This is a genomic window from Marivibrio halodurans (genome assembly GCF_017963645.1).
Taxonomy (GTDB): Bacteria; Pseudomonadota; Alphaproteobacteria; order UBA8366; family Aestuariispiraceae; genus Marivibrio; species Marivibrio halodurans.
In genome coordinates, this window is sequence record NZ_JAGMWN010000006.1 from 40,871 (window position 1) to 63,753 (window position 22,883).

The following is a 22,883-nucleotide window of genomic DNA, read 5'->3' on the forward strand; positions in this document are numbered from 1 at the left end:
CGGTTTTCTTTTCCGCCGCTTTCTTTTCGCCCCCGGCAACGCGCGCCGCGCATTGCCGCCTTCTCGCCCCGCGCCGTCTCACTCCGCAGGTTGCTTGGCCGCCATGTCCTCGCTCAGGGGATGCTCCAGCTTCGCCACGATCTCGTGCGGGACGATGTGCCAGAACTGGCCGCGCACCCGGTCCCATTCGGCGAGCAGTTCCTCCGCCCATTTGGAGTAGGTCCGCTCCAGATGATCCTGGACGAGGCGGCGGCATTCCTCGGCATAATGCGCCGTCTCCAGCCGGTGGAGTTGAACCGATTCTGGGTTGATCCGTTCCTCCAGGGTTCCGTCCGGATCATGGACGAAGGCGCGGCCGCCGGTCATGCCGGCGGCGAAATTGTCGCCGACCTCCCCCAGGATGCAGACGAGGCCGCCGGTCATGTATTCGCAGCCATTGGCGCCGCACCCCTCGATCACCGCGCTGGCGCCGGAATTGCGCACGGCGAAGCGGTCGCCCGCCTGCCCGGCCGCGAAGAGCGCACCCGCGGTCGCGCCATAGAGGCACGTATTGCCGATGATCGCGTTCTTCTGGGACAGTAGCGGGCTGGCCGCGATCGGACGCACCACGATCTCCCCGCCGGAGAGACCCTTGCCGACATAGTCGTTGGCGTCGCCCAGCACCTCCAGCTTCAGCCCCTGCACCGCGAAGGCGCCCAGCGACTGACCGGCCGAGCCGCGCATGCGCACGGTCAGGTGCCCCTTGGCGAGGCCAGTCATGCCGAATTTCCGCACGATGGCCGAACTCGTCCGCGTGCCGATGGCGCGATAGGTGTTCCGGATATTGTACTGGAGTTGCATCTTGGCGCTGTGGTCGCTGAACAGACCTTCCGCGTCCTTCAGGATCAGCGCGTCGAGCGTGTCCGGCACCTCGTTCCGCCCCTCGATCGTGCAATGGGTCGCCCCGCCATGGGCGCCCGGCTGGGCCAGCAGCGGGTTGAGGTCGAGGTCGTCGAGATGCGAGGCCCCCCGGCTGATCTGGGCCAGCATATCGGTGCGCCCGACGATCTCCGCGATCGTGGTCTTGCCGAGCGAGGCCAGGATCTCGCGCACCTCCTCGGCGATGAAGCTGAAGAGATTCATCACCTTCTCGGGCGTGCCGTTGAACTTCTCGATCAGCTTCGGGTCCTGCGTGCAGACCCCGACCGGGCAGGTGTTGGAATGGCACTGGCGCACCATGATGCAGCCCATGGCGACGAGGCTGGCCGTGCCGACGCCGAATTCCTCCGCGCCCAGCAGGGCCGCGATGACCACGTCGCGCCCGGTCTTGATGCCGCCATCGACGCGCAGCCGCACCCGATGACGCAGCCCGTTCAGGGTCAGCACCTGATGCGCCTCGCTCAACCCCATCTCCCAGGGCAGGCCGGCATATTTGATCGAGGTCTGGGGCGAGGCGCCGGTGCCGCCGGAATGGCCGGAAATCAGGATCGTGTCCGCATGCGCCTTGGCGACACCGGCGGCGATCGTGCCGATGCCGGCGCGCGCCACCAGCTTCACGCACACCTTGGCGTCCGGGCTGATCTGCTTCAGGTCGTAGATCAACTGCGCCAGATCCTCGATCGAATAGATGTCGTGATGCGGCGGCGGGCTGATCAGGGTCACGCCGGGCGTCGAGTGACGCAGCCGCGCGATCATCTCCGAGACCTTGAAACCGGGAAGCTGACCGCCTTCGCCCGGCTTGGCGCCCTGCGCCATCTTGATCTCGATTTCCTTGCAATTGTTGAGATATTCCGCCGTCACGCCGAAGCGCCCGGAGGCCACCTGCTTGATCGCGCTGGAGGCATTGTCGCCGTTCGGCCGCGGGCTGTAGCGCGCCGGATCCTCGCCGCCCTCGCCGCTGTCAGACTTGGCGCCGATGCGGTTCATCGCGACCGAGAGCGTCTCATGCGCCTCCGGAGAGAGCGCGCCGAGCGAGATACCGGGCGCGACCAGCCGCTTGCGGATCTCGGTGATGGATTCGACGTCGTCGACCAGCGCCGGCTCGCCGCGATAGGTGAAATCCAGCAGATCGCGCAGATTGATCGGCGGCAGGGCCTGCACCTGCTCGACATAGCGCTTATAGACGGAATAGCTATCGGAGCCGACGGCCTGTTGCAGCGTGTGGATCAGCTTGCCTTCCCAGGCGTGCGCCTCGCCGCGCCGACGATACCGGTAGAAGCCGCCGACCGGCAGCGCCAGCACCTCCTCGTCGAAGGCGATGGCGTGGCGGTCCATCACATTCTGCTGCAAGCCGGTCAGGCCGACGCCCGAAATCCGGCTCGGCAGGCCCGGGAAGAATTCCGCCACCAGCGCGCGGGACAGGCCGACCGCCTCGAAATTATAGCCGCCGCGATAGGAACTGACGATCGAGATGCCCATCTTGGACATGATCTTGAGCAGCCCATCCTCGGCCGCCTTCTTGTAGTTCCTCAAACAATCATCGAGCGACAGGTCGCCGAACAGCCCCCGCGCGTGCCGGTCGGCGATCGCCGCCTGCGCCAGATAGGGGTTCACCGCCGTCACGCCGACGCCGATCAGCACCGCCAGCGAATGGGTGTCGAGCGCCTCCGCCGTGCGCACGCTGATGCTGGTGAAGGTGCGCAACTCGTTCTTGACCAGGTGGGTATGAACCGCGCCCGCGGCCAGGATCATCGGGATCGCCGCGCGGCCGTCCGATACCGCCTCGTCCGTCAGGAACAAATGCTGCGCGCCGCCGCGCACCGCGTCCTCGGCCTGGCGCTGGATGGCATAGACCTGCTGGCGCATGGCGTTCGGGCCCTGGGCCGGCTCGAAGGTGCAGTCGATCTCGACCGCCGCGCCGCCCAGATGGGTGCGCACGGCCTCGAAATCGCCGTTCAGCAGGATCGGCGAGGGGAGCTGGAGAATGGCGAGCTGGCGCGCGTCCTCCTCCAGGATATTGCCGAGATTGCCGAGCCGCGTCGTCAGCGACATGACATAGCGTTCCCGCAGGGAATCGATCGGCGGGTTGGTCACCTGGCTGAAGTTCTGGCGGAAATAATGGTGCATGCCGCGATAGGTCTCCGACAGCACGGCCAGCGCCGTGTCGTCGCCCATGGAGCCGGTGGCCTCCTTCGCGTCCTCCGCCATGGGGTGGAGGATCAGTTCCACATCCTCCATCGACCAGCCGACGGTCAGCATGCGCCGGCGCAAGGCGTCGCGGTCGGTATCGCCGGGATCGCCCGCGCCCGCGCCGTCGAGCTGCGCCAGCTCGGTGATGTTCTTCACCCACTCGCCGAAGGGGTTCAGCTTCGCCACATGTTCCTTGAGCGCGGGATCGCGCAGCAGCTTGCCGTTCTTCAGGTCCACCGCGATCATCTGGCCGGGGCCGAGACGGCCCTTCTCGACCAGTTTGGTCTCCTCGGTCTTCACCATGCCGGCCTCGGAGCCGACGATCAGCAGCCCGTCGCCCGTCACCACATAGCGCATGGGCCGCAGGCCGTTCCGATCCAGGCCCGCCAGCACCCAGCGCCCGCCATAGGCCGCGATCGCCGCCGGGCCGTCCCAGGGCTCCATCACGCCGTTGGCATATTGATAGAAGGCCCGCAGGCTCTCCGGCATGGCGGGGGAATTCTCCCAGGCCTCCGGGATCAGCAGCGACTTCACTTCCGGCAATTGCCGCCGGGTGCGCAGCAGCACCTCGAAGGCCGCGTCGAGGGCGGCCGAATCCGAACTCGACGGCTGGATCACCGGCTTGATGTCCTCGACATGGTCGCCGAAGACCGGATCGTCGAGTTGGGTCTCGTGGCTCTTCATCCAATTGACGTTGCCGGTCAGCGTGTTGATCTCGCCGTTATGGGCGAGCACGCGGAAGGGCTGCGCCAGCGGCCAACTCGGGAAGGTGTTGGTCGAATAGCGCTGATGGTAGATCGCGAAATTGGAGGTGAAGCGCTCGTCCAGCAGGTCCGGATAGAAGGCGGTCAGCTGCTCGGCCAGGAACAGACCCTTATAGATGACGGAACGGCAGGACAGCGAACAGATATAGGCCTCCGCCACATTCTCCGCCAGGAACGCCTTCTCGATCCGACGGCGGATGACATAGAGGTCCACCTCGAACTGGCTGTCATCCACGTCGCGCGCGTTCTCGACCATGATCTGCTCGATCTCGGGCCGGGTCGCGTTCGCCTTCTCGCCGATCACGGAGATATCGACCGGCACCTGACGCCAGCCATAGATCCGGTGACCCATGCGCAGGATCTCGCTCTCGACGATCTGGCGCACGCGCTCCTGCTTGCCCAGATCGGTGCGCGGCAGGAAGACCATGCCGACGGCGAGGCGCCCGCGGCCGAGCTCATGGCCCGTGCGGCGCACATGTTCCTTGAAGAAATCCTGGGGAATCTGGACATGGATGCCCGCCCCGTCGCCGGTCTTGCCGTCGGCGTCGACCGCGCCGCGATGCCACAGGGCGCGCAGCGCGTCGATCGCGCGCAGCACCACGTCGCGGCGCGGCACCCCGTCGATGGAGGCGACGAGCCCCACGCCGCAGGCCGCCTTCTCGTCCGCCGGGTTGTACATCCCCTGCTCGGCCAGCATGGCGGCGTCGCGGCGATAGTTCTCGACCCAGCTTTGATAATCGCTCTCGCGGTCGGTCATCTCTCTCATCCTCACTCGGCGGCCGCGGGGGCCTTCTGGCTGGGGCTCATCTCGGGCGCGGCGACCTTCTCCAGACCCGTCAGGTACTTGTGGATCGCATCCGCGCAATCCCGCCCGTCGCGGATCGCCCAGACGACGAGGCTGGCGCCGCGCACGATGTCGCCGGCGGCGAAGACACCCTCCACCCGGGTCATCTTGCTGCCGTGGTCGATCTTGACCGTGCCCCAGCGGGTGACCGGCAGGTCCTCCTGCTCCCACAGGGTCGGCAGATCCTCGGGATCGAAGCCGAGCGCCATGATCACCATGTCGGCGTCGAGCAATTCGCTCTCCCCCTCCACCGGCTTGGGCGCGCGGCGGCCGGTCGCGTCGGCCGGACCGAGGCGCATCTTCTGCACCTTGACGCCGGTCACGACATCGTCGCCGTGAAACGCCTCCGGCTGGGAAAGCCAGCGGAACTCGACCCCTTCCTCCTCGGCGTTCTGCACCTCGCGCTGGGAACCCGGCATGTTCGCCCGGTCCCGGCGATAGAGGCAGGAAACCGACTTGGCGCCCTGCCGCACCGCCGTGCGCACGCAATCCATCGCGGTGTCGCCGCCGCCGATGACGACGACGCGCTTGCCCTCGGCGTCGAGGGTGCCGTCCTCGAAATCCGGCACCGTGTCGCCGAGACCCTTGCGGTTGGACGCCGTGAGGAAGCGCATCGCCGGGAAGATGTTCCCAAGCCCGATGCCCGGCGCCTGCATGTCACGCGCCTTGTAGACCCCGGTCGCGATCAGCACGGCGTCATGCCGGGCGCGCAGATCGGCGAAAGACATGTCGCGGCCGATCTCCACGCCCAGTTCGAACGTCACCTTGCTGTCCTTCAGCCATTGGGCGCGGCGCAGCATGATCTGCTTATCGAGCTTGAAGTTGGGAATGCCGTAGATCATCAGCCCGCCGACCCGGTCGTACCGGTCATAGACGGTCACCTGATATCCACGGCGGCGCAGCCGCTCCGCCGCCGCCAGCCCGCCGGGGCCGGCGCCGATGATACCGACACTTTCCGCGCGCTCGCGCGGCGGGACGACGGGCTGGACCCAGCCCTCCTCCCAGGCGGTGTCGGTGATGTAGGTTTCGACCGCGCCGATCGTGACCGTGCCGTGGCCCGACTGCTCTATGACGCAATTCCCCTCGCACAGACGGTCCTGCGGGCAGATGCGCCCGCAGACCTCGGGGAAGGTATTGGTGGCGCTGGAGACCTCATAGGCCTCCCGCAGCCGGCCCTCCGCCGTCAGCATCAGCCAATCGGGGATATTGTTATGCAAGGGGCAGTGAACCTGACAGAAAGGAACGCCGCACTGACTGCAACGCGCGGCCTGCTCCTCCGCCTTGGCCTCGGCCCAGCCGGCATAGATCTCGGCGAAATCATGCCGGCGGATGGCGACCTCCCGCTTCTCCGGGGTTTGTCGCGCCACCGACACGAAACGCAGCATGCTCTTCGAGGTCATCGCCCTGTCCGCTTCCTCGTCACGTTCAACATGGGTTACCATTCAACAGGGTCCGGGCGCCCGGATGCCGGGCCGCGCCACCGCGCTGACATTCCGCAGTCTATATAGGGCGATCGCCCGGGAATCCAGCGAAAATCCGAATATAGGTCAATATTGCTTACTTGTTTTGCACCGCAGCATGATCCCTCAACGTCATCGTTTCGGGTTACGAAACTATAGAGCTTTATAGTAATCCCGTTTTGGTACTATTTTTTCCAGCGCGAACCGGATGCATCGCGCCGCGCGCCATGCTATTTCAATGGCGGAGTCATCTAGTGGGGGGAGTCCGTGGCGCTACACCACATTTTGGTGCTGGCACTCATCCAGGGCCTGACTGAGTTTCTGCCGATCTCCTCTTCCGGCCATCTGGTGGTGACCGGCAAGGTTCTCGGCTGGTCGGATCAGGGGCTCGCGATCGATGTGGCGGTGCATCTCGGCAGCCTGCTGGCGGTGCTGCTCTATTTCTGGCGCGACATCTGGCAGCTTCTGGCCGGCGTCGGGCGGCTCGCGACCGGACGCGGCGGAGAGCCCGCGCGTCTCGTCGTCAACCTTGTCGTGGCCAGCCTGCCGGTTCTGATCGTGGGCTATTTCGCCAAGCCCTATGTCGAGTCCGTCTTCCGCAATGTGGAGGTGATCGCCTGGGCGACGATCGGCTTCGGCCTGCTGCTCTGGATCGCCGATTGGATCGGCATGACGATCCGCCGGATCGAGCATATCGGCATCGCCTCGGCGCTGGCCATCGGCCTCATGCAGATCTTCGCCTTGATCCCGGGGGCGAGCCGGTCGGGCGTCACCATGACCGCCGGCCGCGTCATGGGGATGGAGCGCTCGGAGGCCGCGCGTTTCTCGATGCTGCTCTCGATCCCGACCATCCTGGCCGCCGGCGGGCTCGCCGGCTGGGACGTCTATCGGGCGGGCGACCTGCGTCTCGGCCTGGACATGGCCATCGCGGCGGGGTTGAGCTTCGTTTCCGCCTTCGTCGCCATCTCGGCGATGATGGCTTGGTTCCGCCGATCGGGCTTCGGTCCCTTCGTCATCTACCGCCTCGTGCTGGGCGGCGCCTTGCTCTGGTGGGTTTATAGCGGGGCGGTCCCGATCTAATACCAAATCTTGTCGATCATGCCCCATGCGGACGCCCGTTCAGGGGGGAGCCGGAACGGGAGATGCCGGACGAGTGGCCCGGGCGGATTGGACGGGACGGATTAGCCTCGGCGGATCGGGTGGCTCAAACCGGGCGCATTCGCTTGAAGCGCCCGCCCTTGCGATAGACGTCGAGATAGCTCGGCAGGATCAGCTCGGGCGCCGTCGGCGCGATCCCCAAATCCCGCAGGCCCGGATGACGACCGGTGCAGATATTGTCCGCGCGCAGCAACTCGACCTGATCGCGCGTCAGCGGCGGCACCGGCAGCAGCTCCAGGAGCGCCGCCTGAAGACGCGCCAACTCGAACGGCAAGGGCACGAGCCCGACATGGCGGTCCGTCTCCGCCATGATCAGTTCCAGCAATTCCTGGAAGCTGTAGATATTGGGGCCGCCCAGCTCATAGGTTTCTCCGGCCATGGCGCGCTCCAGCGTCGCCATGCGCAAGGCATCGGCCACATCGCCGACATAGACCGGCTGGAATTTCTGCTGACCGCCACCGATCAGGGGCATGATCGGCGAAAACCGCATCAACTGAGCGAAGCGGTTGAAGAAATTGTCCTCCGGCCCGAAAACCACGCTCGGCCGCAGCACGACGGCGTCGGGCACGACCTCGCGCACCGCCGCCTCGCCGCGCGCCTTGGATTGGGCGTAGCGCGCCGGGCTCTCCGTCGAGGCGCCGAGCGCCGACATCTGCACGAAACGCCCGGCGCCGCCGGCCTTCGCGGCCTCGGCGATGCGGCGGGCGGCCTGGACATGCATGGCCTCGAAACCACGCCCGCCCTTCTCATGCAGGATGCCGACGAGGTTGATCACCGCGTCCGCGCCCTCGCAGGCGGCCTTCACCTGACGCTCGCTGGCGACATTGGCCTGGATCGGCGTGATCTGCCCGACATCGCCGCATGGCTTCAGCGGCAGGGCGCCGTGCGGATCGCGCACCGCGACGCGGATCTGACAGCCGAGCCGCGCGAGCTCGCGCACGATCTGACGGCCGATGAAGCCGGACCCGCCGAAGATGGTGACCAGTTGAACCGTCATTTGTCTGCCTTTTCCCGTCCTCTTCCCCCAGCCGCTCTCCGCAGCCGCGCCGCCCCCGGCGGCCTGTCCGGACGCCCCCGATATAGCCGATCGGCGAGCCGAGGCCAACCGCCGCCGCATGAAAACCGGCCCCCCGTCCGAAGATCGATGAAGATGGTTGACAAGCCCCGGCGCAAACGGCAAAACCCGCGCCACTCGCCCGCACCCATGCCCAGGTGGCGGAACTGGTAGACGCGCAGGTTTCAGGTACCTGTGGCCTAACGGCCGTGGAAGTTCGAGTCTTCTCCTGGGCACCATTCACCATCGGCCGGCCGCGCCCCGACGATCGCCCAGCGATCCCCCGGGGCGCGCCGGCCGATCGTGTTTTTACGCACCGCACCAACAGCCTTCGGCCGCCCCATTGCCCTTCCGGGCAAAAACAGGCTTGAATAGCGCGGGCCGGACGGGGAAAACCATCCGGACGTGGATCATTGGGGGAAGGCGAGCGGTTTGAGCATTCACCTGCATCATGGCGATCTGCCGGCCGATGTCGATTTCGGCGACAGCGTCGCGATCGACACCGAGACCCAGGGGTTGAACCCGCTGCGCGACCGGCTCTGCCTCGTGCAGTTGAGCGCCGGCGACGGGGTCTGCCATCTGGTCAAGTTCGCGCCCGGCGACTATGCCGCGCCGAACCTGAAGCGTCTGCTGACCCGGCCGGACGTCCTCAAGATCTTCCATTTCGCGCGCTTCGACGTAGCCGTCATCCGGCACTGGCTGGGGGTCGATCTGTCGCCGGTCTATTGCACCAAGATCGCCTCCAAGCTGGTCCGTACCTATACCGACCGGCACGGGCTGGCGGCGCTGGTGAAGGAACTGTGCGACATCGATCTTTCCAAGGCGCAACAGTCGAGCGACTGGGCGGCGCCGGAACTCTCGGCCGCGCAACTCGACTATGCCGCCGCCGACGTGCTCTATCTTCACCGCCTGAAGGCCAAGCTCGACGCCATGCTGGCGCGGGAGGGCCGGACGCATCTGGCCGAAGCCTGCTTCTCTTTCCTTCCCACCCGCGCCGCGCTCGACCTCGCCGGTTGGGAGGAGACCGACATCTTCGCGCATTCCTAATAGATGGGCCTGAAGGGGTGGCCTGAGGGGCGGGCCAAACGGATGGAGCTGGGACGACCCCGACCGCTGGACGGCCGAACATCCTGGATTCATTGACTTACAGGGGCCCGCCCACCATAGTTTCCAAGGTCGGGAAGCGGCTCGGCGGCCGGCCCGGCCTCGATCGGACGGAACGATCCATGAGCAAGACGATCACCAGCGGGGACGCGGCCGCGCGCCGCGTCGACCTCGACGAGCGGGACGCGCGGGACGACGCCTCCCCGGACCACCATGACCGGGCAGGCCAGGCGGACCGCGACCTCGCCGCCGGCCAGCGCGTTTTGCGGTTGGAGAGCGCGGCGCTGGCCGCCTGCGCGGAAGCGCTGGACGCGCGCTTCGCCACTGCCGTGCGGCTGCTGGGCGGCACCGACCCGCGGCGGCGCGACGGACGGCGCAGCGGGCGCGTCGTCGTCACCGGCATGGGCAAGAGCGGCCATGTCGGGCGTAAGATCGCCGCCACCTTCGCCTCCACCGGCACGCCCTCGCAATTCGTCCACCCGGCCGAGGCAAGCCACGGCGATCTGGGCATGATCACCGAGGACGACGCGATCCTGGCGCTCAGCAATTCGGGCGAGACGCCGGAGCTTTCCGACGTTCTGTCCTATGCCAAGCGCTACGACATCCCGGTGGTGGCGATCACCGCGCGGTCGAATTCGACGCTGGCGCGGGTTGCCCAGGTGACCCTGACATTGCCGGACCAGCCGGAGGCCGCCAGCATGGGCCTCGCCCCCACCACCTCGACGACGATGGCCATGGCGCTCGGCGACGCGCTGGCGGTCGCGCTGTTGGAGCGCAAGGGGTTCACGGCAAGCGATTTCCGGCTGTTCCACCCGGGCGGCAAGCTCGGCCGGCAACTCGCCCGCGTCGACGACATGATGCATCGCGGCGCGGAGATCCCACTGACCGGCCCCGACGCCAGCATGCAGGACGTGCTGCTGGTCATGACCTCGAAAAGCTTCGGATGCGTCGGCATCACCGATCCGGCGACCGGCGCCCTGGTCGGCGTCATCACGGACGGTGATCTGCGCCGTCACATGGCGCCCGATCTGATGGAAAAGCACGCGGCCGAGATCATGACCCGCGCGCCCGCGACCATCACCCCCGACCGGGTCGCCGGCGAGGCGCTGTCCTTCATGAACACGCGGACGGTACCGATCACCGCGCTTTTCGTGGTGGACGAGGCATGCCGGCCGATCGGAATCGTGCATATTCATGATTTCCTGCGCTCGGGCGTGGCCTGAGCGTGCCACCACGCCCCGCCCGTCGGCGGAATTTGGGCCTGGGCAAGCCGTGCATGCGGCCTTATCTGTGCCACGAAGGCACGGTCTAAGGGGGCGATCCCCGGCCCGCCGGCTATCCGGGCCCGTCCAAGAGGAGCCGCATGAACCCGCCCCGCGACAATGACGGCCAGAGCCCGCAAGCACCGCATGCGCGCGGCGCCCGGATTCCGCTGGGCCAGCGCGTCGTGCGCTTCAACCGCTTCTATGGCCGTTTCGTGGGCGGCCTCAAGGTCTTGCTGCCGACCCTGGCGGTGGCGCTGGTGTTGCTGGCCATCGCCTGGCCGATGATCTCGGAACAGGACGGCCGCTTCGTCGAGGTGCTGACCGGCGCCGACCGCCGCGCGGCGGAGAACCTGGCGGTGAAGAACCCACGCTACGCCGGGATCGAGGATAACGGGCAACCCTTTACGATCACGGCCGAATCGATGCAGCAGGAAAGCATCGATTCCGACTTCGTGGACCTTGTCCGGCCGAAGGCCGACATTCTGCTTTCCAACGGGAACTGGGTCGCGGTCACGGCGGAGAACGGCCTGCTCAATCGCCCGACGCAGGTGTTGGAGCTTACGGACGACGTGAATCTGTTCCACGACCTCGGCTATGAATTCCGAACCAATCAGGCGGTGCTGGATTTGGCGGAAGGAACGGCTTCCGGCAATCTTCCCGTTTCCGGGCAGGGCCCGTTCGGCTGGCTGGAGGGCGAGGGCTTCCGGGTGCTCGAACGCGGCGACCGGATCGCGCTCACCGGCAAGAGCAAGGTCGTGATCTATCCCGACCAGGGCGGCGACTCGTGAGGGGGGCCGCGACCCGGCGCCTGTTGCGCGCGCTGCTGATGCCCGCGCTCGCGATGATCCCGGCGCTGGCGTTGGTTCCGGCGCCGGCGTCGGCGCAAGGCGCCACCACCGGGGGCGCGGGCGGGGGCGCGATCGAGATCACCGCCGACGACGGCATCGAATGGTTCCGCGACGCCAAGCAATATCGCGCCCGGGGCAATGCGCGCGCCATCCGGGACAATCTGCAACTCGATGCGGATACGCTGATCGCCTATTATCGCGGCGGCGAGGATGGGGAACGGCAGGTGATCTTCCGCCTCGACGCGATCGGCAACGTCACCGTCAGCTCCCCCAACGGGATCGCCTATGGCGACAAGGGCGTCTATCACGTCGAGCGGCAGGTGGCCGTCCTGGTGGGGGACGACCTCCGCATGATTACCGACAACGCGACGATCACGGCGGAGGAGAGCCTGGAATATTGGGAGGCGCGCTCGCTCGCCGTGGCGCGGGGCGACGCGCTGGTGGTGCGCGAGGATCAGCGTCTCCGGGCCGGTGTTCTTACCGCCTTCATCAAGCAGAAGGCCCAGCAGGCCGCGACCGGCGAATCGGATGCGTCGGGGAACGAGGATGCCCTCGGCGGCGGAGAGGTCGAGCGGATCGACGCCACCGGCGGCGTCCATGTCTCCACCAAGGAGGAGATCGTCACCGGCAAGGAAGGCGTCTATGACGTCCCGAACGAGCGCATCACGCTGTGCGGCGACGTCAAGATCACGCGCGAGAACAACCAGCTCAACGGCCAATGCGCCATCGTCGACATGAAGACCGGGCGCTCGCGCCTGGAAGGGCGGGGCGAAAAGGTGGAAGGGTTGATTCTTCCCACACAATAGCGCACGAAGCTGTTAGACTCGTTAACGAGGCAGGGTTCTTGCATCGGCATCGACGCCCGAATCGGCGGCGGCGCCGTGGCACCGGATACCCGGCCCGGAATCAATCGGTGGGTGGGCCGACGGCCCCGGTGGAACCAGTTCGAGGGCAATGAGCGAGCGAGACGATCCTCCCGACCAAAAGGATGATGGATGGCGGCCCCGGCCGCCGCGTCTGAACGCCGGCGATCGCGCGCCCCTTTCCGGCGACCCGCTTACTGGCGAGGGGGAGCCGCCGCGCCGCCTTGCCCGCTTCGGCGCGCCGCCGCCGCTGCGCCGGCCGTCCCGGGCCGATCAGGCGGACACGGCCGATGCGGCGGCCGACGCGGCAACCGATGCGACGAACACGCCCCCACGCGACGACGCCTCGGCGGCAGGCGCGCGCGCATCCGGCGCCGAGGCGACACGGAAGAGCGAACAGCCACCCCGTCACGCGCCGCCCCCCACCTCGGACCCCACCACATCGGGCCCCACCACATCGGGGGACACATCCTATCGATCGGGTGGGCCGGATGCATCGCACGCCGGAATGTCCCATATCGAACCACCCCAGGCGGAACCGCCGGCCTGGGTCGAGGCGGCACGCCCGCAAGCGCCGACCCGACCCTCCCCCCGGCCTTCCCAACGCCCGGCCAACGAGGTCGCCCCGCCGGCCGATAGCAGCCGCGCCCTGCCGGGCCGCTCCCCCCAAGCTGGGCCAAGCCAAGCTGGGCCAAACCAGACCGAACCGGATAGGCGACCCTCGACCCGGTCGATGAGCGACCGGCCTTCCTCCCCGCGACGGGAGCCGACCGGGGCCGAGTCCATGGCGCCCCCGCGCGCGGCATCCCGTGAACGGACATCCGGCGCGCACGAACCCGCGACGCCCAGCCTTCGCGAACGCCTGCGCGACGCGCAAAAGAAAAGCCGTCGCTCGACCGAGGACGCCGACACAAGGCCGGCAAAGGGACCCGCGGACGAGGAGCGCGCCGGTCACGGCGGAGAGGAACGCCCCCACCGGCAGGCTTCCGCCAGGCCGCATCCGGAAGGCCGTCTGCAAGCCCGCCCGAAGGCCGCCGCCTCCACCACGCCCCGGACGCCGCGCACGGCCGGTTCCGCGCCCGAATCCGGGACGCCCGCGGCCGGACATCACGGGCCGACGCTGATCGCCGCCAATGCGGGGCTGGAGGTCTATTCCCTCGGCAAGTCCTTCAAGAAACGGCCGGTCCTGCGCGATGTCTCCGTCAAGGTGCAGCGGGGAGAGGCGGTCGGGCTGCTCGGCCCCAACGGCGCGGGCAAGACGACTTGCTTCTACATCATCACCGGGCTGATCTCCGCCGATTACGGCGAGATCAAGCTGGACGGCGAGGATATCACGGAACTGCCGATGTACCGGCGCGCGCGCCTGGGCATCGGTTATCTGCCCCAGGAAGCCTCGATCTTCCGGGGCCTCACGGTCGAACAGAACATCATGGCCGTGCTGGAACTGATCGAGAAGGACCGCACCCGGCGGGAAAGCGCGCTGGAAGGGCTGATGGCCGAGTTCTCGATCAGCCATCTGCGCCGCACGCCCGCCATCGCGCTGTCCGGCGGCGAGCGGCGGCGGCTCGAGATCGCCCGCGCGCTGGCGAGCCAGCCGCATTTCGTCCTGCTCGACGAGCCGCTGGCCGGCATCGATCCGATCGCCGTGCGCGATATCCGCGAGTTGGTAAGCCACCTCAAGGATCGCGGCATCGGCGTGCTGATCACCGACCACAATGTCCGCGAGACGCTGGATATCGTCGACCGGGCCTACATCCTGCACAATGGCACCGTGCTGATGGAAGGCTCGCCCAACGACATCGTCGCCAACCAGGAGGTGCGGCGGGTCTATCTGGGCGACCGGTTCAGCCTGTGATGCATCGGGCGGCGGTCTGTCCCGGGTCCTTGGAAGGCGCCGCGCGGGACGGTGCCGAAGGGGGAGTGACGTAGAGCGATGTCGCTGACCGCAAGGCTCGATCTGCGACAAAGCCAGCAGCTGGTCATGACCCCGCAGCTGCAGCAGGCGATCAAGCTGCTGCAGTTCTCCAGCGTCGAGCTCGCCGCCTTCGTCGAGGAGGAACTCGAACGCAACCCCCTGCTGGAGCGCGACGAAGGCCAGCGCGAGGCGGCGGACGAGCGCCTGCGCGCCGAGGATTCCGACCGCCACGCCCCCTCCTCCACCACGGACGAGCGCCGCGACAGCGCGGAAATGCTGTCCGCCGACGGTGCCCAGGGCATCGATGACCGGGCACTCGACGCGGATTACGACGGCACCTACGAGGGCGATATCGCCGGCCCCGGCGCCGATGGCGGACAGGACAGGGGCGAGGCGGGGTTGAGCCTGACCGGCCCCGGCATGGGCGGCGGTGGGGGCGGTTTCGACGACGATCCACGGGGGTTCGAGGAAACGCTCGCCGGGCCGGAGAGCCTGCAGGACCGTCTCGTCACCCAGCTCCACCTCGACACCGCCGAGCCGGCGGCGCGCATGATCGGCCTCTATCTGATCGATTCGCTGGACCCCTCCGGCTACCTCACCATCGATCTGGACGAGGTGGTGGACGCCCTCGGCGCCGATCGCGCGACAGTCGAGGCCGTGTTGGCACGGCTTCAAGGGTTCGAGCCCGCGGGTCTCTTCGCGCGATCGCTCGCGGAATGCTTGAAACTGCAATTGATCGAGAAGAACCGATTCGATCCCGCCATGGCCGCGCTGCTGGACAATCTCGACCTGCTGGCGCGGGGCGAACGGGCGAAACTGATGAAGCTGTGTGGCGTCGACGCCGAGGACCTGACGGAGATGGCGGCGGAGCTGCGCGCCCTCGACCCCAAACCCGGCCTGACGCATGGCTTCGAGCCGGCCGAGCCCGTGATCCCCGACGTGCTGATGCGACGCGGGCCGAAGGGCGACTGGATCATCGAGTTGAATCCCGACACCCTGCCCAAGGTGCTGGTGAACGAACGCTTCTACGCCGAGATCGCGGGCACGGCGCGCGAGCGGCGGGACAAGGAATATCTCTCCGAGCGGCTGCAGACCGCCAATTGGCTGGTGAAGAGCCTGCATCAGCGCGCCACCACCATCCTGAAGGTGTCGAGCGAACTGGTCCGCCAACAGGACGCCTTCTTCCGCCACGGCGTCGCGCATCTGAAACCGCTGGTGCTGCGTGATATCGCGGATGCGATCGAAATGCATGAATCGACCGTCAGCCGCGTTACCTCCAACAAATATATCGCCAGTCCGCGCGGGCTGTTCGAACTCAAGTACTTCTTCACCACCCGCATCGCCGGGACCGAGGGGGACCAGTCGCATTCCGCCGAATCCGTGCGCCACCGCATCCGCGCGCTGATCGACGCGGAAACGGCGGACAGCGTCCTCTCCGACGACAAGCTGGTCGAGATGCTGCGCGGGGAAGGCGTCGATATCGCGCGCAGAACGGTAGCCAAATACCGTGAAGCGATGCGGATTCCCTCCTCGGTGCAGCGCCGGCGTCGAAAAAAAGCCGCGATCTGAACACTAAGGTCATGTTTTCATGGGTTAATCACGATACTTGACGCGGCAGGGGGCGCTCAGTAGCTTCCGCCGCCATTCGGGTGCATCGGGCCCGGAACGCGGCCGGACGGTGGGGGCGCCGGATCGGCGGCGCGGGCGATACGGCGAGACGACGAAACGGGGTCAACGGGCGTATCCGACGAACGGGACCGACGGGCTTGGGCGCAAACCCTATTCAGACGGGATGGCTGTGATACGATTGCGGTCCGGCGGCCGCACGCGAAGCCGAACGGCTTCCCGGCCGAGCGCGGATCGACGACCCCGCCGCCGCCACGCCGCCCGATCGGGTGCCGGGCGATGACGGGACGGTTCGCGGGACGGGCAGATCCCGGCCGCCGATGGCGAAATGGACACGCGGCGCCCGCGCCGACGCGTCCGGTACAGGAAAGGATCCAAGGGGAATCATGCAGCTCGCAGTGAAAGGCAAGCAGGTCGATGTGGGCGATGCGTTGCGCACCCATATCGAGGAGACCCTGCCGGACTCCATCGGCAAGTATTTCGACAACACGACCGATGTCACGGTCACGATCGCCAAGGACGGGCACAAGTTCACGGTCGATATCCAGGCCCATGTCTCGAAACGGGTGCTGGTGCAAGGCCGGGGCGCCGCCGGCGACGCCTATGGCGCCTTCGAGGAAGCGGCCGAGCATGTGCTGAAGCGTCTGCGCCGGCACAAGCGCCGCCTGCGCGACCACAAGCAGAAGATGTCGACGGCGGAAGCCGTGCCCGCGCTGCAATATATCCTGGAGGCCGAGCGCGGCGGCGACGAGGAACCGGCCGACGACGCACCGCCGGCGGAGCCGATCATCGTCGCCGAAATGCCGACCGAGGTGGAAAGCATGACGGTGGGCGAGGCGACGATGCGCCTGGATCTGGGCGGCCTGCCCGCGCTGCTGTTCCGCAATTCGAAGCACGGCGGGCTGAACATGGTCTATCAACGCAGCGACGGGAACTACGGCTGGGTCGATCCCAAGCTGCTGACGGGCGGTGGCGGCGCGGGCGCCGACTGACCCACGATCGATGAACGACGGTACGCGACGGGCCGGGCCTTGCGCTCGGCCCGGCCGTGGCCAAATGAGGGCGAACCCATAGCGGGTCGAGCCAAGGGTCGAGAGCATCATGGATATCAGCGATCTGTTGAGCACCGAGTGCGTGATCGAAAGCCTGACGGTCGCCTCCAAGAAGCAGGCGTTGCAGGAGATCGCGCGGAAGGCCGCCGAGATCACCGGCCTCGATGAACGTCGTCTTTTCGACGTGCTGCTGGAGCGCGAGCGTCTCGGCTCCACCGGCGTCGGCCACGGCATCGCCATCCCGCACGGCAAGATCGCCGGGCTGGACCGGTTGCATGGCTTGTTCGCGCGGCTGGAACGGCCGATCGACTTCGAATCGATCGACGATCAGCCGGTCGACCTGATCTTCCTGCTGCTGGCGCCGGAAGGCGCGGGCGCGGACCATTTGAAGGCGCTGGCCCGGGTGTCGCGGCTGCTGCGCGACCGCACCACCTGCGAGAAGCTGCGCGGCTCCGACAACGCCGACGCGCTCTACGGCCTGCTGACCGAGCCGCAGACCTCCAGCCACGCCGCCTAGCGCGACCGGGCGTCCCGGAACATTCGGTGCCACTGGTCGGGTCCCGCGATTCGGTGTAAGGCCGCTCCATGGCACTTTTTCGCGCGATCGCCACCGTCGGCGGCTGGACCATGATGAGCCGCGTCCTGGGCTTCGCCCGGGACGTCGGCATCGCCAATGTGCTCGGCGCCGGCATGGTGACCGACGCCTTCTTCATCGCCTTCAAATTTCCCAATCTGTTTCGCCGCCTGTTCGGCGAAGGGGCGTTGAACGCCGCCTTCGTCCCCCTCTATGCCGGGCGCGCGGAGGCGGCGGAGAACGAGGACAGCCCGGAGGACAACCCGGAGAACGGCCCGGACGGCGCCACGCGCTTCGCGGGCGAGGTCGCGGGCGCCCTCACCCTCTTCATGCTGGTCTTCACGCTGATCGCCATGGGCGCCATGCCCTGGATCATGAGCGCGATCGCCCCCGGCTTCGCCGACGACCCGGCGAAATTCGCGCTGACGGTGGAACTGGGGCGGATCGCCTTCCCCTATCTGTTGTTCATGACGCTCTCGGCGCTGCTCTCGGGCATCCTCAACGCGCAAGGGCGCTTCGGCGCGGCGGCGGCGGCGCCGATCCTGCTCAATATCGTGCTGCTCGGCGCGCTGGCGCTGATCCATCTGGGCATCGTCGGCGCACCGGGGCCGGGGCTGGCCTATGGTGTCGCGCTGGCGGGTGCCCTGCAGTTCGCGATGCTGGCCCTGGTCGCCCGGCGCGCGGGCCTGCTGCCGCGCGTGCCGCGCCCGCGTCTGACCCCGGGGGTCAGGCGGCTGATCGTGCTGATGGTGCCGGGCGTGGTCGGTGCCGGGGTCGTCCAGATCAACGTGATGATCGGCGACGTGCTGGCCAGTTTCCTGGCGGAGGGCTCCGTCAGCTATCTCTATTACGCCGACCGGGTGAACCAATTGCCGCTCGGCGTCGTCGGCGTGGCGGTCGGAATCGCGCTGCTGCCGCTCCTCTCCCGCCATTTGAAGGCCGGTCGAGACAAGGAAGCAGCAGAGAGCATGAACCGCGCTATCGAGGTTTCGCTGCTGCTGACCCTGCCGGCGGCGGCGGCCCTGGTCGCGATTCCCGACGCGATCGTCCTGACCCTGTTCGAGCGCGGAGCCTTCGGCCCGGCGGCGGCGGCCGCGACGGCGGACGCGCTACGCGCCTTCGCGATCGGCCTGCCCGCCTATGTCCTGATCAAGGCGCTTTCCCCCGGTTTCTGGGCGCGGGAGGATACCAAGACCCCGGTCCAGATCGCCGCCGGGGCGGTCGGGCTGAATATCGCGCTGGCGCTCGTCCTGATGGGGCCGCTCGCGCATGCGGGGATCGCGCTCGCCACGGCGCTGACGGCCTGGGTCAATGCCGGGACGCTCGCCTTCCTGTTGGCGCGGCGGGGACTGTTCCGGGCGGACCGGCGTCTGGTCCGGCGGGGCGGCCGCATGGTGCTGTCGGCCGGGCTGATGGCGGCGGCGCTGGTGGGCGGCGCCTACCTACTCGCCCCCTGGTTCGCCGGCGGGCTGGAGACGCGGGCGCCCGCGCTCCTGATCCTGGTCGTGGGCGGCGCGGCGGTCTATTTCGCCGCCGCCCAACTGCTTGGCGCCGCGCGCTTTAGCGAGGTCAAGGCAATGCTGCGCCGGCGGCGTTGAGCGTACCCAACCGCGGCCGCCCGAACACTGAAACGCCCGCCGGATCGCTCCGGCGGGCGTTTCGCCAAAGGGGCGTTTCCTCGTGACCGACCGGACGGACCCGGGTTGAACCCCCCGGTCACATCCGGGACCGCCGGCCGGTCGGAAGCCGTCCCTCCCCTGGAATGCGGCCCTTATTCCGGACCCTTTTATTCTAGAATTGGGCCGACTCGGTGCTCTCGCCCATCGCCGTGGTGGCGCTGAGGCCATTGGCGGTGGCGTTGTTAACGGTGTCGAAATAGCTGACCCCGACCTCGTGCTGATGGCGGGTGGCGGAGAAGCCATGCGCCTCGGCCGCGAACTCGGCCTGCTGAAGCTCGGAATAGCCGGCCATGCCGCGCTCCTTATAAGCCCGAGCCAGTTCGAAGGTGGCGTAGTTCAGGCTGTGGAACCCGGCCAGCGTGATGAACTGGAACTTATAGCCCATCGCGCCCAGCTCACGCTGGAACTTCTCCATCGTGTCGCGGTCCAGATGCTTCGCCCAGTTGAAGGAGGGCGAGCAGTTATAGGCCAGCATCTGATCCGGATATTCCTTGCGGATCGCCTCGGCGAACTTCTTCGCCTCGCCCAGATCCGGGGTGGAGGTCTCCATCCAGAGCAGATCGGCATAGGGCGCGTAGGCGAGACCACGGGCGATGCCCATCTCGACGCCGCCGGTGATGCGGTGGAAGCCTTCCACCGTGCGCTCCCCGGTCAGGAAGGGCGCATCGCGCTCATCCACGTCGGAGGTGATGAGGCGCGCGGCCTCGGCGTCGGTGCGGGCCATGATGATGGTCGGCACGCCCATCACGTCGGCCGCCAGACGCGCGGAGTTCAGGTTGCGAACGGCCTGTTGCGTCGGCAACAGAACCTTGCCGCCCAGATGGCCGCACTTCTTCTCGGAGGCGAGCTGATCCTCGAAATGGACACCGCCCGCGCCGGCCTTGATCATCGCCTTCATCAGTTCGAAGACATTGAGCGGGCCGCCGAAACCGGCTTCCGCGTCGGCCACGATCGGGGCGAACCAGTCGATATCGTCGGTTTCCTGACCCTGATGCTGCTCCATCGTCTGGATCTGATCCTGACGGATGAAGGCGTTGTTGATCCGCTCCACCACCTGCGGGACCGAGGAAACCGGATAGAGCGACTGGTCCGGATACATCTGGCCCGCATTGTTGGCGTCCGCCGCGACCTGCCAGCCGGAGAGATAGATCGCCTTCAACCCGGCGCGCACATGCTGCACCGCCTGACAGCCCGTGAAGGCGCCCAGCGTGTTGATATAAGGCTCCTCATGCAGAAGCTTCCACAGCTTCTCCGCGCCCATCTCGGCCAGCGTATGGCGGATCTGGACGGAGCCGCGCAGCTGCTCCACCTCCTTGCGGCTGTAGTCGCGGCGCGTCGTCGCCCAACGGTCCGGCGCGTAATCCGGCGCGGGCCAGTCCTCGCCGCCCTCGGGCGTCGGTTCCCAATTGTAGCCGGAGCTGATGCTGTCCATGTCTCTCACTCCTTCCCGGATGCGTGGGGCGTCCCGCCCCCGCTGTGAAGCCTTTACAAACGGATTTACAAGAAGCGCGCGCCTCGTTCGGACCGTTTCACGCTTCGCATTTCCGCCCTGAAGGCTTGATAACGCCGGGATGGTGCGACGCACAACGCTTTCAAACATGACAGCGATGGACAAAAGGTTGGTAAATTATTTACTATTAGTAAATCATGTAAATTCACGACGATGGGACGATATGGCGAACACCGCGCAATCCGGGAAATCCACGGCCAAGCAAGCCCCGAAGATCGGCGCCAAGATCCGCCGCCTGCGCCGGGAGCAGGGCCTGACCCAGGCGCAACTGGCCGAGCGCCTGGGGGTCAGCGCCTCCTATCTAAATCTGATCGAGCATAACCGGCGCAAGCTGACGACCGACCTGCTTCTGGGCATCGCGGAGCAATTCAAGCTCGACTTCGCCAGCCTGGCGGAAGACGACGAAAGCCGCCTCTATAACGACGTGATGGACGCCTTCGGCGACCGTCTGTTCGAGGAGGTGGAACTGACGAACACCGACGTGCGAGAGCTGGTCACCGCCAGCCCCCAGGCCGCCCGCGCGCTGCTCACCCTCTATGACGCCTATTACAAGACGCTGAACGACGCCCGCTCGCTCGCCGCCCAGATGACGGATGGGGAGGAAGACGGCGGCGGCTTCGGTATCGGTGGCTTCGCGCTGGCCGATCTGGCACCGGCGGACCTGATCTCCGACATGATTCAGGAGAACCAGAATCATTTCGCCGATCTGGAACACGAGGCCGACCGCGTGCGCCGCGAGGTGAAGATGGTGGGCGACACGGTCGGCCACGACACCGCCGCCCTGTCCTGGGAACGCATGGCGGATTATCTGCGCGAGGCCCATGGCGTGCGCACCGTCTTCGCGACACCGGAGCCGACGCCCGGCACGGGCGGCGAGGCGGGAACCGGAACGGGCGGGATCGCCAGGCGCTTCGACAAGCGCGACCGGGCGCTGACCATCTCCGCACGGCTGGACGCGCAGGCGCGCGCCTTCCAACTCGCCCATCAGATCGGCCAGCTTTCCGCCGATCCGGTGCTGGAAATGCTGCTGACCGAGAACCGCATCAAGCAGGAACAGGGCCGCGCGCTGGGGCGCGTCGCGCTGGCCAACTACTTCGCCGCCGCCCTTCTTATGCCGTACGAGGAAGTGCTGGGCGCCGCGCGCGCCACGCGCTACGACATCGAACTGCTGCAACATCAGTTCAATGCCAGCTTCGAGCAGGTCTGCCACCGGTTGACCAGCCTGACCCGGCCGGGCGATGCCGGGATTCCTCTGCACATGCTGCGCGTCGATACCGCGGGCAACATCTCCAAGCGCTTCACGCTCTCCGGCCTGCCGATCCCACGCCACGGCGGTGCCTGCGCGCGCTGGAACGTCTATTCGGCCTTCCTCAATCCCGGCGTGATCCAGGCCCAGGTCTCGAAGCTGCCGGAGGGGCAAGCCTATTTCTGCATCGCGCGCACCGTGCGCAAGGGCGGCGTGGGGCACGGCGCGCGATCCTATTTCCAGTCGATCGGCATCGGCTGCGATCTGCGCTATGCCCGCGAGATGGTCTATTCCGACGATGTCGAACTCGACCGACCCGAACGTTTCGGGGAAATCGGCGTCGCCTGCCGTATCTGCGAGCGGATGGATTGCGGCCAGCGCGCCTTCCCGCCGGTACATCTGCGCTACACGGTCGACCCGGACCTGCGCGGCGCCAGCCCCTATACCGCCCCCGGCTGGCCCTGGCATCACGAACGGCCGGGGCCGACGCGCTGAACGTACCCGATGCCCATCGGTGGCTTGCTTACCGATTCGTCCGAAATTCGAGTGCTGTGACGAGGAACACAGCGTGGCGGCCCGTGCCGCCCTATGGTCATTCCATCATTCGATCCGGATCGGCGGGCGGCGCGCCTGTGTAGAGACTGCCGTCGCCCGCCGACCCGATGCGAGAGGGAGTGTTCGACGATGCCGATCCGTTTCGATTCCCTTGGCCATCTCCCCGCCGGCAGCTACGGCGCGCTCGCCGCGCTCGCGGCCGTCGGCATCATGCTGGTCGGGCTGGTGTTCTAACGCCGCCCGCCCCCCTGTGACCGG

Annotated in this window: 15 protein-coding genes and 1 tRNA gene; 12 read left to right on the forward strand and 4 right to left on the reverse strand. The window is 67.3% G+C overall.

The window, feature by feature from the left end; translation table 11 throughout:
- Positions 1 to 78 precede the first annotated feature (78 nt).
- Both gltB and KAJ83_RS13160 read right to left on the reverse strand, forming a co-directional pair.
- Positions 79 to 4,629, reverse strand: a complete 4,551-nt coding sequence (gene gltB / locus KAJ83_RS13155; protein ID WP_210682551.1) for a glutamate synthase large subunit — start codon at positions 4,627 to 4,629, stop codon at positions 79 to 81.
- Positions 4,630 to 4,640: 11 nt separating this feature from the next.
- Complete coding sequence (locus KAJ83_RS13160) at positions 4,641 to 6,116, reverse strand: NAD(P)-dependent oxidoreductase (RefSeq protein ID WP_210682552.1); 1,476 nt, start codon at positions 6,114 to 6,116, stop codon at positions 4,641 to 4,643.
- Between the two features lie 327 nt (positions 6,117 to 6,443).
- Here KAJ83_RS13160 and KAJ83_RS13165 point away from each other — a divergent pair, with 327 nt between their 5' ends.
- Positions 6,444 to 7,256, forward strand: a complete 813-nt coding sequence (locus KAJ83_RS13165) for an undecaprenyl-diphosphate phosphatase (RefSeq protein ID WP_210682553.1) — start codon at positions 6,444 to 6,446, stop codon at positions 7,254 to 7,256.
- A gap of 124 nt (positions 7,257 to 7,380) precedes the next feature.
- Here KAJ83_RS13165 and KAJ83_RS13170 read toward each other — a convergent pair whose 3' ends face one another.
- On the reverse strand, positions 7,381 to 8,331 hold the full coding sequence (locus tag KAJ83_RS13170; RefSeq protein ID WP_210682554.1) for a complex I NDUFA9 subunit family protein: 951 nt from the start codon (positions 8,329 to 8,331) through the stop codon (positions 7,381 to 7,383).
- Between the two features lie 209 nt (positions 8,332 to 8,540).
- Between KAJ83_RS13170 and KAJ83_RS13175 the strand changes: the two genes are divergently transcribed.
- The 10 genes from KAJ83_RS13175 (at position 8,541) to murJ (ending at position 19,233) form a co-directional block, all read left to right on the forward strand.
- Positions 8,541 to 8,627: transfer RNA gene (locus tag KAJ83_RS13175), tRNA-Leu, on the forward strand.
- 193 nt (positions 8,628 to 8,820) lie between these two features.
- Positions 8,821 to 9,435, forward strand: coding sequence for a ribonuclease D (locus KAJ83_RS13180; RefSeq protein WP_210682555.1), 615 nt, complete (start codon positions 8,821 to 8,823; stop codon positions 9,433 to 9,435).
- A 179-nt stretch (positions 9,436 to 9,614) separates the two neighbouring features.
- Positions 9,615 to 10,715, forward strand: a complete 1,101-nt coding sequence (locus KAJ83_RS13185) for a KpsF/GutQ family sugar-phosphate isomerase (RefSeq protein WP_210682556.1) — start codon at positions 9,615 to 9,617, stop codon at positions 10,713 to 10,715.
- A gap of 140 nt (positions 10,716 to 10,855) precedes the next feature.
- Positions 10,856 to 11,545 carry an LPS export ABC transporter periplasmic protein LptC gene (gene lptC, locus KAJ83_RS13190; RefSeq protein WP_210682557.1) on the forward strand — a complete coding sequence of 230 codons (690 nt, stop codon included), beginning with the start codon at positions 10,856 to 10,858 and terminating at the stop codon, positions 11,543 to 11,545.
- Positions 11,542 to 12,411 carry an LptA/OstA family protein gene (locus KAJ83_RS13195; protein ID WP_210682558.1) on the forward strand — a complete coding sequence of 290 codons (870 nt, stop codon included), beginning with the start codon at positions 11,542 to 11,544 and terminating at the stop codon, positions 12,409 to 12,411. The genes lptC and KAJ83_RS13195 overlap by 4 nt, the downstream gene beginning before the upstream one ends.
- Before the next feature lie 1,177 nt (positions 12,412 to 13,588).
- Positions 13,589 to 14,323, forward strand: coding sequence for an LPS export ABC transporter ATP-binding protein (gene lptB / locus KAJ83_RS13200; RefSeq protein WP_246484601.1), 735 nt, complete (start codon positions 13,589 to 13,591; stop codon positions 14,321 to 14,323).
- 78 nt (positions 14,324 to 14,401) lie between these two features.
- Complete coding sequence (rpoN, locus tag KAJ83_RS13205) at positions 14,402 to 15,952, forward strand: RNA polymerase factor sigma-54 (RefSeq protein WP_210682559.1); 1,551 nt, start codon at positions 14,402 to 14,404, stop codon at positions 15,950 to 15,952.
- A 443-nt stretch (positions 15,953 to 16,395) separates the two neighbouring features.
- Complete coding sequence (hpf, locus tag KAJ83_RS13210; protein WP_210682560.1) at positions 16,396 to 17,001, forward strand: ribosome hibernation-promoting factor, HPF/YfiA family; 606 nt, start codon at positions 16,396 to 16,398, stop codon at positions 16,999 to 17,001.
- 109 nt (positions 17,002 to 17,110) lie between these two features.
- Positions 17,111 to 17,578: a PTS IIA-like nitrogen regulatory protein PtsN gene (gene ptsN, locus KAJ83_RS13215; protein ID WP_210682561.1), complete on the forward strand. Its 468-nt coding sequence runs from the start codon at positions 17,111 to 17,113 to the stop codon at positions 17,576 to 17,578.
- 68 nt (positions 17,579 to 17,646) lie between these two features.
- Positions 17,647 to 19,233 carry a murein biosynthesis integral membrane protein MurJ gene (gene murJ / locus KAJ83_RS13220; protein WP_210682562.1) on the forward strand — a complete coding sequence of 529 codons (1,587 nt, stop codon included), beginning with the start codon at positions 17,647 to 17,649 and terminating at the stop codon, positions 19,231 to 19,233.
- Positions 19,234 to 19,426: 193 nt separating this feature from the next.
- Here the strand turns inward: murJ and aceA are convergent, their stop codons facing one another.
- Positions 19,427 to 20,746 (reverse strand): isocitrate lyase, encoded by a 1,320-nt coding sequence (aceA, locus tag KAJ83_RS13225; RefSeq protein ID WP_210682563.1) that lies wholly within the window; start codon positions 20,744 to 20,746, stop codon positions 19,427 to 19,429.
- Between the two features lie 241 nt (positions 20,747 to 20,987).
- Here aceA and KAJ83_RS13230 point away from each other — a divergent pair, with 241 nt between their 5' ends.
- Positions 20,988 to 22,565 carry a helix-turn-helix domain-containing protein gene (locus tag KAJ83_RS13230; protein WP_210682564.1) on the forward strand — a complete coding sequence of 526 codons (1,578 nt, stop codon included), beginning with the start codon at positions 20,988 to 20,990 and terminating at the stop codon, positions 22,563 to 22,565.
- The last annotated feature ends 318 nt before the right edge of the window (positions 22,566 to 22,883 follow it).